General features: G+C 67.1%; 12 protein-coding genes. 2 read left to right on the top strand and 10 right to left on the bottom strand.

All coding sequences use genetic code 11. From position 1 onward, the window contains the following. Positions 1-20 precede the first annotated feature (20 nt). The 4 genes from ACFZAI_RS03765 to ACFZAI_RS03750 all read right to left on the bottom strand — a co-directional run bounded on the left by ACFZAI_RS03765 (position 21) and on the right by ACFZAI_RS03750 (position 4,271). Positions 21-1,367 (bottom strand): ATP-binding protein, encoded by a 1,347-nt coding sequence (locus ACFZAI_RS03765; protein ID WP_391565649.1) that lies wholly within the window; start codon positions 1,365-1,367, stop codon positions 21-23. Next, on the bottom strand, positions 1,364-2,077 hold the full coding sequence (locus ACFZAI_RS03760) for a response regulator transcription factor (protein WP_391566262.1): 714 nt from the start codon (positions 2,075-2,077) through the stop codon (positions 1,364-1,366). The genes ACFZAI_RS03765 and ACFZAI_RS03760 overlap by 4 nt, the downstream gene beginning before the upstream one ends. Before the next feature lie 52 nt (positions 2,078-2,129). Then, complete coding sequence (locus ACFZAI_RS03755; RefSeq protein ID WP_391565648.1) at positions 2,130-3,545, bottom strand: FAD-binding oxidoreductase; 1,416 nt, start codon at positions 3,543-3,545, stop codon at positions 2,130-2,132. A 96-nt stretch (positions 3,546-3,641) separates the two neighbouring features. Further along, positions 3,642-4,271: a BPTD_3102 family carboxylase-like protein gene (locus ACFZAI_RS03750; protein ID WP_391565647.1), complete on the bottom strand. Its 630-nt coding sequence runs from the start codon at positions 4,269-4,271 to the stop codon at positions 3,642-3,644. Positions 4,272-4,594: 323 nt separating this feature from the next. Between ACFZAI_RS03750 and ACFZAI_RS03745 the strand changes: the two genes are divergently transcribed. Next, a complete protein-coding gene (locus ACFZAI_RS03745) occupies positions 4,595-5,989 on the top strand; it encodes a phosphomannomutase/phosphoglucomutase (RefSeq protein WP_391565646.1) in 1,395 nt (464 codons plus the stop codon). Positions 5,990-5,996: 7 nt separating this feature from the next. Then, entirely contained in the window at positions 5,997-7,550 is a 1,554-nt protein-coding gene (gene pgi / locus ACFZAI_RS03740; protein WP_391565645.1) for a glucose-6-phosphate isomerase, read from the top strand. A 66-nt stretch (positions 7,551-7,616) separates the two neighbouring features. Here the strand turns inward: pgi and ACFZAI_RS03735 are convergent, their stop codons facing one another. The 6 genes from ACFZAI_RS03735 to murJ are packed head-to-tail and all read right to left on the bottom strand — an operon-like array spanning position 7,617 to position 15,486. Beyond that, positions 7,617-8,747, bottom strand: coding sequence for a glycosyltransferase family 4 protein (locus ACFZAI_RS03735; RefSeq protein WP_391565644.1), 1,131 nt, complete (start codon positions 8,745-8,747; stop codon positions 7,617-7,619). Then, positions 8,744-9,901, bottom strand: coding sequence for a glycosyltransferase family 4 protein (locus ACFZAI_RS03730; RefSeq protein ID WP_391565643.1), 1,158 nt, complete (start codon positions 9,899-9,901; stop codon positions 8,744-8,746). Before ACFZAI_RS03730 ends, ACFZAI_RS03735 begins: the two co-directional genes overlap by 4 nt. Further along, complete coding sequence (locus ACFZAI_RS03725) at positions 9,898-11,013, bottom strand: glycosyltransferase family 4 protein (protein ID WP_391565642.1); 1,116 nt, start codon at positions 11,011-11,013, stop codon at positions 9,898-9,900. The genes ACFZAI_RS03730 and ACFZAI_RS03725 overlap by 4 nt, the downstream gene beginning before the upstream one ends. A gap of 3 nt (positions 11,014-11,016) precedes the next feature. After that, positions 11,017-12,948: an asparagine synthase (glutamine-hydrolyzing) gene (gene asnB, locus ACFZAI_RS03720; protein ID WP_391565641.1), complete on the bottom strand. Its 1,932-nt coding sequence runs from the start codon at positions 12,946-12,948 to the stop codon at positions 11,017-11,019. Positions 12,949-12,993: 45 nt separating this feature from the next. Next, positions 12,994-14,136: a glycosyltransferase family 4 protein gene (locus ACFZAI_RS03715; protein ID WP_391565640.1), complete on the bottom strand. Its 1,143-nt coding sequence runs from the start codon at positions 14,134-14,136 to the stop codon at positions 12,994-12,996. After that, the gene (gene murJ / locus ACFZAI_RS03710; RefSeq protein WP_391565639.1) at positions 14,137-15,486 is read right to left on the bottom strand and encodes a murein biosynthesis integral membrane protein MurJ; all 1,350 of its coding nucleotides are present in this window, start codon (positions 15,484-15,486) and stop codon (positions 14,137-14,139) included. It lies immediately after the preceding gene. Between the last annotated feature and the right edge of the window lies 1 nt (position 15,487).

Below are 15,487 nucleotides of genomic sequence, written 5' to 3'. Positions count from 1 at the left end.
CGCGGACAGTCGAAAAATCGTCAAATTCGCTCTTGTGTCTTGGGCGCAACGCCTGCCTCCGCCGCGAAGCGCAACGAGAATCGCGTGCCACGCGTTGCGGGTTCGCGCGACGACTCCACCGTCAGCGACCAGCCCTGCATGTCGCACACGCGCTTGGCGATGGCCAGGCCCAAACCGCGCGCGGTCTCGTCATGCGCGCCGACGCTGGAGTCCCGCATCCGGCCGCTGTAGTAGCGGCGGAACAGGAAGGGCAGATCAGCTTCGGCGATGCCTTTGCCATCGTCGCTCAGTTCCAGCACGCCGTGGTCGGTGAACCGGGTGGTGAGCGTGGCCGGGGCGGCATGCTCGACCGCGTTGCGCACCAGGTTGCGCAGCACCGTCAGCAAGGCGTAGCGGTCCAGCGTAAGGATGTGGCCGGGTGCGATCTGGTTGTCGAAACGAAGGCCCGCGTTTTGCGCCTGAACCTCGTAACCGCGCCAGGCGTCTTCCATGCAGTCGGCGATATCGACCGGGGCGGGCGGCAGCAATTGGTCGCGCGCCACGGCCCGCGCGCTTTCCAGGCACACGATCACGTCGTCCACGTTTTCCATGACACGCGTCAGCCGCGTGCGCTGGTCGGGCGTCAGCGCCTGCGTCAGCAACATCAGTTCACTGTCGGAGCGAATGGCGGCAAGCGGCGTGCGCACCTCGTGGCTCAGGTTGCCCGCAAACTCGCGTTCGCGGGCGATGGATCGGTCAACCTGGTTCTGTACCCGATTGAAGGCTTCGATCAGCCGGCCGGCCTCGTCGTCGCGGGTGACGGCCATGTCGGGCGACCCGGGCGCCCAGGTCGATAAACGGTCAGTCAAGTCCAACAGCGGCCCCACCGCCACCGTGGCCACGCGCCGCGACAATGCGTAGGCGCCGACCACGCAAATGGCGCCGACGCCCAACACGATCAGGCCGAAATCGTGGACGCGCTCTTCGTTGTCGGTCGCGTCGTACAGCAGATACACCTTGCCGCGTCCGGTCTCGGCAACCATCACGTGCCAGGTGTAGGCGCCAGGTTCGATCAGGTGCAGCCCGCTATCCAGGCCCAGCACTTCGTCGGGAATGCCGGCCGGACGCTGTCCGTCCACGCTCATCCAGGCGCGCATCGATCCGCCCAATTCGCGCGCGCCCTGGCGCGGCAGGAATTCGTCGCTGGCGCGCGCGTGCTGCACCAGCCGGTCCATTTCGGTATTGAGGATGTCGTTGACCAGATCGTCTTCCATCTGGTCGAAAGTCAGGTAGGCCAAGAGCGCCAGCGCCGTTACGAACAAGGCAACCGTGCCCGTCAGCGCCCACACCACGCGCTGCGTCAAGGTACCCGTGGCGGCGCGCGTCATGCCGACGCCCCGCCCAGCGTCAGGCGCCAGCCGGTGCCGTGCATGGTCTCGATGCCGTCAAAGCCGGCATCCGCCAGTGCGCGGCGCAGCAGATGGACCTGACTGCGCAGCGCGTCGGAGGACGGCGGCTCATTGCCCCACAGCATGGACTCCAGCTCTTCACGCGCCACGACCCGGCCGGGGTCGCGCATCAGCGCTTCCATGATCAGGCCCGCCTTGCGCGTCAGATGCACGGGCGTGCCATTGACCGATACGGCGCGGCTGCGCGTGTCGTACTGCACCGGGCCGAACACGCGCACTGAATCCACCGTCGAGCCCTTGGCGCGCTGGATCAACGCCAGCAGACGCGCTTCGACTTCAAGCAACGCAAAGGGTTTGGTCAGGTAGTCGTCGGCGCCATGGGAAAAACCCGCCAGCTTGTCTTCCAGGCTGTCGCGCGCGGTGAGGATCAGCACGGGCACATCCACGCGCCGTTCGTTGCGCAAGGCGTGCAGCACCGCGTTGCCGTCCATGCCCGGCAAGCCGATGTCCAGGATCAGCGCGTCAAAGCGCTGTTCCTTCAGCCGAGCCAGCGCCGCGTGCCCGGTGTAGGCCACATCCGGCAAGAAGCCTCGCACCTCCAGAAACGAGAACAGGTTGCCGGCGATGGTGTGATCGTCTTCAACGATCAGCACCCGATGATTCGCGCCTGCTGCGGGACTGACTGCCATCATTGAGGCTCCGTGTGGAATAGGAAAAGCAGGGGGTAGCGGACCACGCCGCCTAGCCTTGCAGCACCTTGCCCGGGTTCATGAGCCCTTGCGGGTCCAGCGCACGCTTGATCCGGTGCATCAGCGCAAGTTCGACGGGGCTCTTGTAGCGCGGCAGTTCGTCGCGCTTGAGCTGGCCCACGCCGTGCTCGGCGCTGATCGAGCCGCTGTACGCATGCACGCTGTCATGCACCACGCCGTAGATCTCGCTTTGCAGGGCCAGCAACTCGGCTTCGGTCTGGCCTGCGGCGTTCGCCACGTTGTAATGCAGATTGCCGTCGCCCAGATGGCCGAAGATCACATGGCGCACGCCCGGAAAGCGGGCTTGCAGCAAGGCATTGGTCTTGTGCACGAAGCCGGCGATGGACGAAATGGGAATGGACACGTCGTGCTTGACCGACTTGCCCAGCTCGGCTTCGGCCAGCGGAATGCTTTCGCGCAAGTGCCACAGCGCCTTGCTCTGGGCCACGTTGGCGGCGATGACGGCGTCGTCGACCAGGCCGGCATCAATGGCCTGGCCCAGCACGGCTTCGAAGCGTTCACGCGCATGGGCTTCGCTTTCGCTGTCGGACAACTCAAGCAACGCAAACCACGGCGACTCGGCGGATGCGCCTTCGAAGGGCAGGCGCTGCTGCGGGAACAGCCGCACCACGGCTTGCAGGCACGCGCCGCTCATCAATTCGAAGCCCGTCAACGCGGCGCCGAAACCGGTGCGTGCGCGCGACAGCAATTCCACGGCATGGTCGATCGTGTCGATCGTGAGCAGCGCGGTGCACGACGCCACGGGCCGGGGAAACAGTTTCAGCGTGGCGGCGGTGATGATGCCCAGCGTGCCTTCGCTGCCGATATACAGGTCGCGCAGGTCGTAGCCGGTGTTGTCTTTGCGCAGGCCGCGCAGCCCGTTCCAGATTTCGCCATCGGCCGTCACGACTTCCAGGCCCAGCGCCAGGTCACGCGTATTGCCGTAGCGCAGCACCTGCGTGCCGCCCGCGTTGGTGGCCAGGTTGCCGCCGATGGTGCAGCTGCCTTCGGCCGCCAGGCTGAGCGGGAACAGACGGTTGGCCGCGGCGGCGGCCTCTTGCACGGCTTGCAGGATGCAGCCCGCTTCCACGGTGATGGTGTCGTTGTCGGTATCCAGGTTGCGGATGGCGGTCAGGCGGGCGGTGGACAACACCACGGCGCGGCCGGAATCGTCGGGCGTGGCGCCTCCGCACAGGCCCGTGTTGCCGCCTTGCGGCACCACCGGCACGCCGTGGTGCAGGCACAGTTTCACGGCGTCGGCCACTTCCTGAGTGGACCCGGGGCGTATAACCGCCAGCGCGGAACCCCGATAACGGCGGCGCCAATCCTGCACATAGGACTCGGCATCCACACCGGTCAACACATGGGTGAAACCCAGGAGGGACTGAAGATCGCTCAGCAATGTCATAGCAGCCGCACAAGAATGGCCTGGTCTCGCCCAGGCGCGGGTCTAGGGATGTGCGGACTATTGTAGGGGCGGAATTGCGCGGGCCGAAGCGCCGCGCTAGCCGACAGCCTGGTCCAGGCGCGTGCCGGTCAGGCCCGAGCAGTAGGCGCGGGACGCGATGCGGTTCATCAGGAATGCCCGGTCAACGCCGGCGGGGCCGGGCATTTCCGACAGCGCCCGGTACGCGCGGCGCAGCGCCTCGCCACGGGTGGCCCCGCAGACCAGCAGGCGCGTGCACGGAAGGCGGCGGTCCACGCAGCCGTCGATGCGCATTTCCAGCGCATGCGCGTTGTCGGGATCGTGGCTGACCACGGCCGAGCCGCTGTGCGGCTGCGCATCGGCGCCGATCACTCTGAACACGCCGCTGCGGTCATCCAGCGCGAACGCCACGGTGCCCATGCCCTGCCAGCCGCGATCGCGCGCGACATCGGCGGCCACGGCGCGCAGCGCGGCCTCGATGGAAGCGGGCAGTTGCGGCGCGGGGCATTCGGCGATCAGCACGCGCGCGTCGCGCCAGACAGAACGCTCCCAGGCGCGGCCGGACGACAATTCGCCGGCGTCTGAGTGGAATACATGGATATCAAGCCGGCGTTCGCGGCCAGCGGCTGGCCCGGCGAAATCCGTGGGGGGGCCTCGCCGGCTGGTGGCGCCTCCCGATGACATGACAGTAGATACTTTGGCACCCATGGCCCCTCCCGGTCTTTCTACTTGCAGCGCAAGCGTATCACCTTCGGATGACGAGCAAGTTCCATGCCACGGCCGCGCCCCTGGGACAGGGCCTTTGCGCCCGCCGCACGCTGCACCGGATCAAGGCGATCCGGCCGCGCCACGCACCAAACCAGGGCGCGCGCCACCGTTAAGACGCCCTACTCCGCCCGAGGGATGAAGGCGCATGCGCCGATGGAGGATAATTCACACCTTGACCCTCTTTTCAGGCGGGTGTCGGCATTCGGGTTTTCCATTAGTCCCGGCCGAATCCCCCGTTGCAACTCCCTTATCAAGGAATCGTCGTGGGCAATAACAAGTCGCAGTTTCCCGCCTCGGTCTTCAAGGCCTATGACATCCGCGGCACCGTGCCGGACCTGATCGACGCATCGTTCGCGCGCGCTTTGGGCGTGGCCCTGGCCGGCCGCGCGCGCGAAGCAGGCGTGCAGACGCTGGTGGTGGGCCGGGATGGCCGCCTGAGCAGCGACATGCTGTCCATGGCGTTGCAGGAAGGCATGCTCGAAGGCGGCGTGGACACCGTGGACATCGGCATGGTGCCGACGCCGCTGGTCTATTTCGCCACGCACATCATGCAGTGCGGCTCGGGGGTGGCCATCACGGGCAGCCACAATCCGCCCAAGTACAACGGCTTCAAGATGATGATGGGCGGACGCGCCCTGTACGGCGATGACGTGCAGGCGCTGGGCGCCGCCATGAACGGCGCAAGCCCCGCGCCCGCCGAGCGCGCAGGCGTGCGCCGCCAGCTGGATCTGGTGGCCGCCTACATCGCGCGCGTGGCCTCCGGCGTGAAGCTGGCCCGCCCCATGAAAATCGCGATCGACTGCGGCAACGGCGTGGCCGGTGCGGTCGCGCCCCAGCTGTTCCGCGAGCTGGGCTGCGAAGTGACCGAACTCTTCTGCGAGGTGGACGGCACGTTCCCCAACCACCACCCCGATCCCGCTGAACCCAAGAACCTGCAAGACCTGATCAAGTGCGTGGCCGAGACCGATTGCGAACTCGGTCTGGCATTCGACGGCGACGGTGACCGCCTGGGCGTCGTCACGAAGTCGGGCCAGATCATCTGGCCGGATCGCCAGCTGGTGCTGTTCGCGCGCGACGTGCTGGACCGCAACCCCGGCGCCACGATCATCTATGACGTGAAGTGCAGCCGCCATGTGGGCTTGTCGGTCGAAGCCGCAGGCGGCGCGCCGCTGATGTGGAAGACGGGCCATTCGCTGGTCAAGGCCAAGCTGGCTGAAACCGGCGCCCCGCTGGCGGGCGAAATGAGCGGCCACATCTTCTTCAAGGAACGCTGGTACGGCTTTGATGACGGCCTCTACACGGGCGCGCGCCTCTTGGAAATCGTGTCGCGCTTTGCCGACCCGTGCGCGCCGCTGGAAGCCTTGCCGCAAGACGTGTCCACGCCCGAACTGAAGCTGGAGATGGAAGAAGGCCAGCCCTTCACGCTGGTGAAAGCCTTGCAGGACCAGGGGCAATTCCCCGACGCCCGCCGCGTGATCACCATCGATGGCGTGCGTGCCGAGTACGCCGACGGCTTCGGCCTGGCGCGTCCGTCGAACACCACGCCGGTAGTCGTGCTGCGCTTCGAGGCCGAAAACGCCGAGGCGCTGGCGCGCATCCAGGCCGACTTCCGCCGCGAACTGGGCAAGCTGGCGCCAGACGCCAAACTGCCGTTCTGAGCCGTCCATGTCACTGCCCAACAGCCCCGCCTGGCAACGCTTCACCGCAGCGGCGCACGCCGCATCGCGGCGCGGCGAGCACTTGCGGCTGATCCCGGCGCCCGGTTTGCGCCTGGACCTGAGCACCCAGGCCCACTCAACCGACTTGCAAGCGGCGGGCGGCGAACTGCTGGCGCAGCAAGGCTTCGATGCCGCGCGCGCCTTGCTGTTCGACGGCGGCCACGCCAACTGGACGGAAGGCCGCGCCGCCTGGCACACCGCCTTGCGCGCGGCGGAGCCGCCCGCGGCAGTCGCCAGCGCCGTGCAGGCCGAACGCGACCGGCTGCGCGAATTCGTGCGCGAGGCCGATGCCGCCGACCGCTACGGCTACGTGCTGCATCTGGGTATCGGCGGCAGCGACTGGGGGCCGCGCCTGGTCACCCGCGCGCTGCGCCATGGCGGCGCGCGCCGCGAAGTCCGCTTCGCGTCGAATGTCGATTCGCATTCGGTGGCCGACGCGATGAGCCGGCTGGACCCGCACGACACGCTGGTCATCGTCGCATCAAAATCGTTCACCACGACCGAACCGTTGGCCAACGCCGAAGTGGCGATGAACTGGCTGCGCGACGCGGGCGTGGCTGACCCGATCAAACAAGTTGTGGCGATTACCGCCAACGTGGAAGCCGCGCTGAACCTGGGCATTCTGCCCGACCACATCTTCCAGATCTGGGATTGGGTGGGCGGGCGCTATTCGCTCTGGTCGGCCATTGGCCTGCCCATCGCCTTGGCGCTGGGCAATGAGGCGTTCGACCAGCTGCTGGCCGGCGCCGCCGCCATGGACGAACACTTCCGCACCGCGCCGCTGGCCGACAACGCGCCGGTGCAAATGGCGCTTGCGGGCGTCGTGAACCGCAGCGTGCTGGGGTATGACTCGCTCGTCATCGCGCCCTATGATTCGCGGCTGTATCACCTGGTGCCTTGGGCGCAGCAGCTGGAAATGGAATCGCTGGGCAAGGTCGCCACTGCCGATGGCAGCCCCGTGGGCGTGCCGACGGGCGCTGCAATCTGGGGCATGTCAGGCACCGACTGCCAGCACACCTTCTTCCAATGGCTGCATCAGGACACGACGGGCGCGCCCGTGGATTTCATCCTGTGCGAACAGCCGGACCACGATTACGCGCGCCACCACGAGCTGCTGATCGCCAATTGCCTGGCGCAGCGCTCGGCGCTGTTGCGCGGAAAATCGTTCGAGGAAGCGTTGGCGGAAACCTCCGCCACGGAACGCGACCCGGCGCGCGCGCGGCTGCTGGCGCAGCATCGCGTGCACCCGGGCGGCCGCCCGTCGTCACTGATCGTATTGCCGCGCCTGGAGCCCTACACGCTGGGCGCGCTGCTGGCCTTGTACGAACACAAGGTGTTCACGCAAGGCGTGATCTGGGGCATCAACCCGTTCGATCAATGGGGCGTGGAATTCGGCAAGGTGCTGGCCAAGAGCATCATGCGCGAACTGGATGCGCCTCAACCCGGCCAGCAAGACCCGTCGACGCGTTTCTGGATCGACGCGATGGCGCGTCGCCACTAGGACCACCCCGCTCGGCGTGCGCCATGCGGCGTGCTGCACGCAGCACGCCCTACGCGTTCAGCCGGATCACCCGCTGAGCGCGTCGTACAGCTCCACATGGATGCGGGCGACGCGCTCGATATTGAATTCGCGTTCCGCCAGCACGCGGCCCGCTGCGCCCATGGACTGACGCAGCGCCGCGTCTTCCGCCAAGCGTTCGATGGCGTCAGCCAGTGCGCGCGCATCGCGCACCGGCACCAGCAAGCCGGTCTCGTCCGGCTCGATGGCGTCGCGGCAGCCTGGCACGTCGGTCGTCACGACCGCCCGCCCGCAGGCTGCGGCTTCGATCAGTGACTTCGGCAGCCCTTCACGGTACGAGGGCAGTACGGCGATGTGGCACGCCGCGTACAGCTCGGCGATGTCCGATCGCTCGCCCAGCGCCTGCACCGCCCCCTCACGTTGCCAGGCCTCGACCTCGGCCTGCGTGGCGGATGCCGGATTGCCGGCGTCCACGCCGCCCACCAATTGCATCGTCACGGGCACGCCGCGTTCGCGCAGCAGCGATGCGGCCTGCACGAATTCCTGCACGCCCTTGTCGCGCAGCAAGCGCGCCACCATCGTCACCACCACAGGCGGCGCGGGCGGCTCGGGCAAGGCGCGGTACGCATTCAGGTCCACGCCTGCGCCGCGGATGATGACGACTTGCTCATCGCGCACGGCGCCCAGCGACTTGAGCTTGTCGCGGTCGCTGGTGTTCTGAAAAATCACCCGGCTGTTGGGATGGCCCAGCGCCACGCGATACAGCCGCGCCACCACCGAGCGCACCATCCGCATCTTCAGCGATTGGGACAGAAACACGAAGCCCAGCCCGGAAATCGCGGCCACCATGCCCGGCACGCGCGCCAGACGCGCGGCGATGCCGCCATACAGCACGGGCTTGATCGTGACCAGGTGCACCACGTGAGGACGCACGCGGCGAAACAGCCGCAACAACGCCAGCAAGGTGCCCAGCTCCTGCAAGGGGTGCTTGCCGCTGCGCGTCATCGGAATGGCGTGGTGCGTCATGCCCAGCGCCTGGATGTCGGCCACGGCGGGCCCGTCCATCGTCGCCACATGCACGTCATACCCCGCGCGTTGCGCGGCCAGCGCCACCGGCACGCGATGCGACATGAAGAACGCGGGGTTATTGACGACAAACATCAGGCGGCGACTGCTCATGCCTGGACTCCAGAAATGCGGCGCCATACGGCGATGTAACGTTGCACCATGCGGGCAAGGTCAAAATTTTCCAGCACGCGGGCGCGGCCGGCTTCGCCTGCACGGCCATGGCCGCGCGCAGCCACGTCGCACAAGGCGGTCTCGATGCCGCGCGCAAGCGCCTCGGCTTGTTCAGGCGGCACGACCACGCCGGTGTCGCCGACGATATAGGCGGCGTCGCCCACGTCGGTCACCACGCAGTACACGCCACAGGCCATGGCTTCCGCCACGACGTTGGGAAAGCCTTCGGCGCAGCTGGACAACACGTGCAGGTCCAGGCCGTTCATCACGGCGGGAACGTCGTCGCTGGGGCCGGCAAGTATCAGGCGGTCGCGCAGGTTCAGCTTGTCGATCAGCGCGGCAAGCTCGGGGTTGTCGGCGCTCATGCCGCGTCCGACCAGCACGCAACGCAGGCCGCCGTCACGGCCATCGCGCACCAGTGCAGCCACGGCGCGCAGCAGATTGGCGTGGTCTTTAAGCGGGTCCCAGCGCGCCACGCAGCCGATCACCGGCGCGTCTTCCGACAAGCCCCATTGCGCCCGCACGCGTGAACGCGCCTGCGCATCGGGGGCATAGCGCGACAGGTCATAGCCGTTGGAAATCACGACCATGCGGTCGCGCCGATAGCCCTTTTCGGCATGGCGCTCGGCGGCGTTCTGCGCGGCGCAGACAATGGCGCGAGGCACGCTGCCTGACAAGGCCGCGCACGCACGCAATACGATGCGCGCCGACCGGCTGCTGCGTTCCAGATGCGCGCCCGAATTGCGGATGCCCCACGCAATGGCGCGCACGCCCGCCAGCCGCGCGGCCAGCCCGCCAATCAAGTCGGCGTGGTACATCCACGTCTGCACCGCATCAGGGCGCGCGTCGGCGATCAGCCGGCGCAGCGCCAGAAAGCCGCCCAGGCTGACGCGTCCGCGCTTCATGCCTAGCGCATGCACCGCGACGCCGGCCGCGCGCAGACGCTCGCCGTAGATCCCTTCATCGGTCAGCGACACGACGGTGTGTTCCACCCCCGCATCGGGATAGGTCGCCAGGCGCAGCAATACGGATTCCGCGCCGCCCTGCCCCAGACCGGTGATGACGTGCAGCACGCGCAGCGCGGGGGTGCTCATCGCCCCTCCCGCACCGCTTCGAACAGTTCGTCCCATTCCGACAGCACCGCTTCCAGCGCGTAACGATGGCGCACGGCCGAGGCGCCACGCTCGCCCAATTGACGGCGCAACGACACGTCGCTCAGCACGCGCTGCAACGCATCGCGCAGCGCATTGCTGTCGCCGGCAGGCACCAGCAATGCATCCTGGCCATCACGCGTCATTTCGCGCGGGCCGCTGGGGCAGTCAAACGCCACGCACGGCAGGCCCAGCGACATGGCTTCCAGCAACACGTTCGGAAAGCCTTCCACCAGCGAACTCAGCACGAACGCCTGCCCGCGCGCCAATTCTTCCCAGGGCGTTTCGGTGCGGCCGGGCAGACTGACCCGCGATTGCAGGCCCAGGCGCTCGATCTGCGCTTCCAGCGCCGCGCGCTCGGGGCCTTCGCCCCAGATGCGCAGGTTCCAATCGGGATGCAAGGGCGCCAATTGCGCAAACACGTCGATCAGCAAATTGAATTGTTTGTCTGGCACCAGACGCCCCATGGCCAGCAGTTCACGCGGGCCGCCGTCCTCGCGCTGTTGCACGCGCGGCGCGTCCAGCAAGGGCGCGGGCAAGGGGTTGGGAATGACGGCCAGGCGTTTGATGCCCGGCACCTGACGCGAGAACGGGCCGGCGGTGTCTTCCGCCTGCACCGTCACCATGTCGGCGCGCGGATACAGCAGGCGGCGCAGCTTGCGCCACACGGAACCCGTGGTCGTTTCGGCGACGGGATTGGTGCGCTCGCAAACGATGAGCGGCACGCCCAGCCCCCGTGTGGCGAGGATGGCGGCCACATTGACGTTGGTCAGGAAAGACACCACCACATCAGGCTTGGTGTCGCGGATGTGCTTGCGCAACGCCATCAGGCGCTTGAACGCCGCCAGCCCGCCCGAGGCCCGCGTGCCGGCGATATCGGCCAGCCAGGCAAGTTCAACCTTGTCCGATAAGGGGTAAAAACACGTGCCCTTGGACGAGTAGGTGGGCGTCAAGGTGACGGCATCCCCGCGTTCGGCCCATGCGCTGACGAGTGTGGCAGCCACCCGCTCGGCGCCGCCCGCATGCATGGAACTGACCAGCATCAATATTCTCATTCGTCAAAAACTCCCAATAGATCCCCCTTGATCTGGTGCGGCACGATAACGATCCAGCCAGGCCTGCATCATCAGCACGCCCCACAAATGGCTGTCCCAGTTGCGATGGCCCGACGTGTGTTCGCGCCACTTGCGCAGAATGGGTTCGGGTTCGAACCAGCCTTCCTGGCGCAAGCGCGCCGGGTCCAGCAGCGCGTCCGCCCATTCCCGCAAGGGGCCGCGCAGCCATGCGGCCAGCGGCACGGCGAAGCCGCGCTTGGGGCGGTCCACCAGCGCTTGCGGCACGTGGCGATGCAGCACCTGGCGCAGCAGCCACTTGCCCGTGTTGCCGCGCACCTTGTATTGATGCGGCAGGCTCCAGGCGAATTCATACACGCGGTGATCGATGAGCGGCACGCGCGTTTCCAGGCTGACGGCCATGGCGGCGCGGTCAACCTTGACCAGGATGTCGTCGGGCAGGTAGGTCACCGTGTCCAACTTCATCATGGCTTCGAAGGTCGTGCCTTGCATGGCCCGCGCAAACTCCGAGACGGGTTCAACGCCGCCTTTGACGACCTTGGACGGGTCCGCCCAGTACGACACGAAGTGGCGATAGAAATCGCCGCGCGAATCGGTGCGCAACAGTTCGCCGAGCTTGCCGACCTTGCCGCGCCACGCGCCACGCCCGGGCAGATGCGTTGATGCGGTGAGCAGTGCGCCGGCGGGTTTGCGCAACAGCGCAGGAACCTGCTCGCATTGCTGCCACCACTTGTTCACGCGGAAATAGCGCGAGTAGCCGCCAAAGAGTTCGTCGCCGCCGTCGCCCGACAAGGCCACGGTGACGTGCTGGCGCGCCATCTTCGTGACGAGCGACGTCGGAATCTGCGACGAATCTGCGAACGGTTCGTCATACATGTCCGCCAGCGACGGCACAACTGCCAGCGCATCCGCGGCGGTCACGTAGAGTTCGGTGTGATCCGTGCCCAGATGGTTGGCGACGGCCTTGGCGTGCTGCGCCTCGTCGTAGCCCTTCTCGTGGAAACCGATCGCGAAGGTGCGCACGGGCTGGGCGCTTTGCGCCTGCATCAACGCGACAATGGTCGACGAATCAATGCCGCCCGACAGGAAGGCGCCCAAGCTCACGTCAGACAGCATCTGCCCGCCGACCGCCTTGGACAACACGGCTTCCAGCGCTTCGGTGGCTTGCGCGTCAGACTCAAACGTCAGCCGCGATTTCGCGGCGGCGTCAGCGGCGTCGCGCGCCGACCAGTACACGCGGGGCTCGGGCATGCGGCGGCTGCGGGTGTCATCGGCGGTGAATTCCACCCACGTGCCCGGCGGCAGCTTGGCGATGCCTTGATAGATGGATTGCGGCGCGGGGATGTAGTTGTGCCGCATGAACGACGCAAGCGCGTTGCGGTTCAGGTCGCGGCCAAATCCGGGGATGGGCATCAAGCCCTTCAGCTCGGAAGCGAACACCAGTTCGGCGCCCGAGTAGCCGTAATACAGCGGCTTTTCGCCCATGCGGTCGCGCGCCAGCATCAGCTTGCGCGAGGCGCGGTCCCACAAGGCGATGGCGAACATGCCCACCGCGGCCTGCAACGTGGCCTCGATGCCCAGCGCGGTAAACCCGGCCAGCAGGGTTTCGGTGTCGGAATGCCCGCGCCACGACGGCGCCAGCGCCGATTGTTCGAGCTGCTTGCGGATGTCCAGGTGGTTATAGACCTCGCCGTTGAACACCATCACATAGCGGCCGCACGCGGACGTCATGGGCTGGTGGCCGGCTTCGGTCAGGTCCAGGATCGCCAGGCGCACGTGCGCAAGCGCCAGCTCGGCTTCGGGGTCTTCCCAGAAACCGTTGCTGTCCGGCCCGCGGTGGCGGATGCGGCGGCAGCTTTCCGCCAGCACGCGTTCCTTGTTCCCGATGGGGCCCCAAATTCCGACTATTCCACACATGATGAAGTTCTCGTGGTCACCGTAGCAACGGCATGCCGGGCGGGCCTACCGGCCCGACGCGCGCACGCCGTCAAAAAGTTCTTGCCATTGTTGCAGCACGCGCGCGGCCGAAAAACGGTCGCGCACATCGGTTGCTGCTTGCGCCATCCGCTGGCGCCCTGCGTCGTTATCCATCACATCCGCCAGCGCCTTGCACAGCGCCGGCACGTCGCCGTTGGGGCGCACCAAGACGCCATCGATGCCCTCGCGCACAATCTCGCGCGGGCCGGTATCGCAATCGAACGAGACCGCGGCCAAGCCGCTGGCCATCGATTCAAGCAAGGTGTTCGACAAGCCTTCGAAGCGCGACGTCAGCACATAAAGGTCTGCGCTGTTGTACCAGTCGCCTACGTTGCCGGCGCGCCCAGGCATCGAAATGCGCGAGTCCAATCCGGCGTTGGCGACCTGCGCTTGCAGCGCGCGGCGTTCATCGCCTTCGCCCAGAATAACCAGATCCCAGTCCGGATGCGATGGCGCCAGCGTGGCGAAAGCCTGGATCAACAGATCAAAGCCCTTGTCCGCATGCAGGCGGCCCACCGCCAAGAGGCGCTTGCGGCCGTCGCCCGATACCGGCGTCAACACGGGTTCGGCCCGCGGCAACGGCCAGTGCACGGGGTTGGGAATAACGGCCAGTTGCGAGCCCGGCACGTGTTGTTCGATCCAGTCTGCGGTGCCGCGCGTTAACGCCACCACGCGCGCGGCGCGCGGATACGTCATGCGGCGCAGGCGCTGCCACAAGCCGGACAGGGTTTGCGACGGCGGATGGGTGTGTTCGGTTGCGATCACGCGGCACCCGAGGCCGCTTGCGGCCAGCACGGACAGCACGGACGCGGTTGTCATCATGCCCAGCACGATGTCCGGGCGGAACGCCTTGATCACGCGGCGCAAGGCGCGCACGCGCTGCACATTGCTCCAGATGCCGCGCAGGCCGCCGCCCTCGCCCGCCGTGTGCAGCACTTCGCGGCGCACGTTCGGATGCAGCGTATAGACGTCGCCATCGGCGCTGGCCTGGGTCACCACCATGACCTCGCGGCCCATCTCGGCCCAATGCGCGCTCAGGTCGGCGGCAACCCGCTCAGCGCCGCCACCATGCAGCGAATGGATGAACAGCAGCACGCGCAGCGCGCGGCCGGAGTCGGCGTCGGACATTCAATCGGCCTCCTTGGGTTCGGCCTTGCGCAACGCCACCACCAGGTAGCACGCGTAAGACAGCACATACATGAGGCTGGTCGCCAGCATGATGCCGGCCGCGCCCATCTTGGGCGCCAGCACAGTGTTCAACACGGCCTTCAACGCAAAATTGGCCACGGCGATGGCGGCCATGATGCGGTAACGGTTCTGGCTGGCCAGCAATTGCACCAGGATCAGCACGCCGAAGTAGAACGGCAATTGCAGCAGGCCCCAGCGCAACACATGCGCAACAGCCTCGGTATTTTCGGCGGTGAATGCGCCGCGCTGAAACAGCACGGACACGCCCCACGGCGCCAGCACCCAGCCGATCGCCACGACGGCCGCGCCCGCGCCCACCATCAGCACTGACCATTTCAGCGCCATGCTGCGCGCCCGCGCGGTATCGCCGCGCGCTTGCACGTCGGCCAGCACCGGCAGCGCAGCGCGTCCCACCGACACGGCGCCTATGCCCAGCAACAACGACAGCAGGCGGCTGGCGTAACCCAGCGTGGCGTTGGCGTTGGCGCCCAGGTTGGCCGCGGCGTATTGGTCCAGGGGGCCGACAAAGCTCATTGCGACTTGCCCGATCAGCATCACGCCCGCCGCGCCCATCAGTTCGGGCCAGTGCGGCGACCGCAAGGTCAGACTGGGTGCGCCCCAAAACCCCTTGTCGGCGCGGGCAGCCAGCCAGGCCAGCCACACGGTTTGAATCGCATAGCCGACGAGCGTGCCCCACAGCAGCGGCCCCACGCCATCGGCGCTTACGGCCAGCATCACCCACGCCAGCGTCGCCACGGCGGGCACGCTATCCAGCAAGGTGTTGACGTGGCGCTCATGCGCACGCAGGCGCGCGGCGCTGATGCCGGCGATCAGCAGCAGGGCTGACACCGGGGCAAAGGCCACAAGCAGGTCGCCCGTCATGCCGCGCACGCGGTCGGGCAAGCCCTTGCCCAGCGCGTCGACCACGTAGGGCCACGCGAACCACGTGCCAATGGCCAGCGCAATGCCGGCAGCAGCGACCCAGCCTTGCAGCTCTTTGATGAATTGGTTGCGTTCGGCGTCCTCGGCGCGGTTCAGGCGCACCAGCACCGGAATCAACACCACCGACAGCACGCCCACGATCGTGACCGGCAGCCAGGTGGCCATGGTCATCGTGAACTGGTAGGCGTCCACGGCGTCGCTGACGCCGTAGCGATACGCCACCGCCATCTCTTTGATGGCGCCGGCGGCCTTGCCCAACAAGAGGAACACCGCCACCCGGAACGCGCCTTTGAAGATGCGCTGATGGTCCGGGTGGATGTTTCCGAGTTTGCGGAGAAGTGCTTTCAAA

Source organism: Achromobacter sp. NPDC008082, assembly GCF_042957345.1.
Lineage (GTDB): Bacteria > Pseudomonadota > Gammaproteobacteria > Burkholderiales > Burkholderiaceae_B > Achromobacter > Achromobacter kerstersii_A.
The sequence above is the reverse complement of the archived record's forward strand: the minus strand, read 5'-3'. Positions and strand labels throughout refer to the sequence as shown.

Excerpts from the sequence above, each read along its gene's own strand:
- ACFZAI_RS03765 (WP_391565649.1), bottom strand. The coding sequence starts at position 1,367 with ATGACGCGCGCCGCCACGGGTACCTTGACGCAGCGCGTGGTGTGGGCG.
- ACFZAI_RS03760 (WP_391566262.1), bottom strand. The coding sequence starts at position 2,077 with ATGGCAGTCAGTCCCGCAGCAGGCGCGAATCATCGGGTGCTGATCGTT.
- ACFZAI_RS03755 (WP_391565648.1), bottom strand. The coding sequence starts at position 3,545 with ATGACATTGCTGAGCGATCTTCAGTCCCTCCTGGGTTTCACCCATGTG.
- ACFZAI_RS03750 (WP_391565647.1), bottom strand. The coding sequence starts at position 4,271 with ATGGGTGCCAAAGTATCTACTGTCATGTCATCGGGAGGCGCCACCAGC.
- pgi (WP_391565645.1), top strand. The coding sequence starts at position 5,997 with ATGTCACTGCCCAACAGCCCCGCCTGGCAACGCTTCACCGCAGCGGCG.
- ACFZAI_RS03735 (WP_391565644.1), bottom strand. The coding sequence starts at position 8,747 with ATGAGCAGTCGCCGCCTGATGTTTGTCGTCAATAACCCCGCGTTCTTC.
- ACFZAI_RS03730 (WP_391565643.1), bottom strand. The coding sequence starts at position 9,901 with ATGAGCACCCCCGCGCTGCGCGTGCTGCACGTCATCACCGGTCTGGGG.
- ACFZAI_RS03725 (WP_391565642.1), bottom strand. The coding sequence starts at position 11,013 with ATGAGAATATTGATGCTGGTCAGTTCCATGCATGCGGGCGGCGCCGAG.
- asnB (WP_391565641.1), bottom strand. The coding sequence starts at position 12,948 with ATGTGTGGAATAGTCGGAATTTGGGGCCCCATCGGGAACAAGGAACGC.
- ACFZAI_RS03715 (WP_391565640.1), bottom strand. The coding sequence starts at position 14,136 with ATGTCCGACGCCGACTCCGGCCGCGCGCTGCGCGTGCTGCTGTTCATC.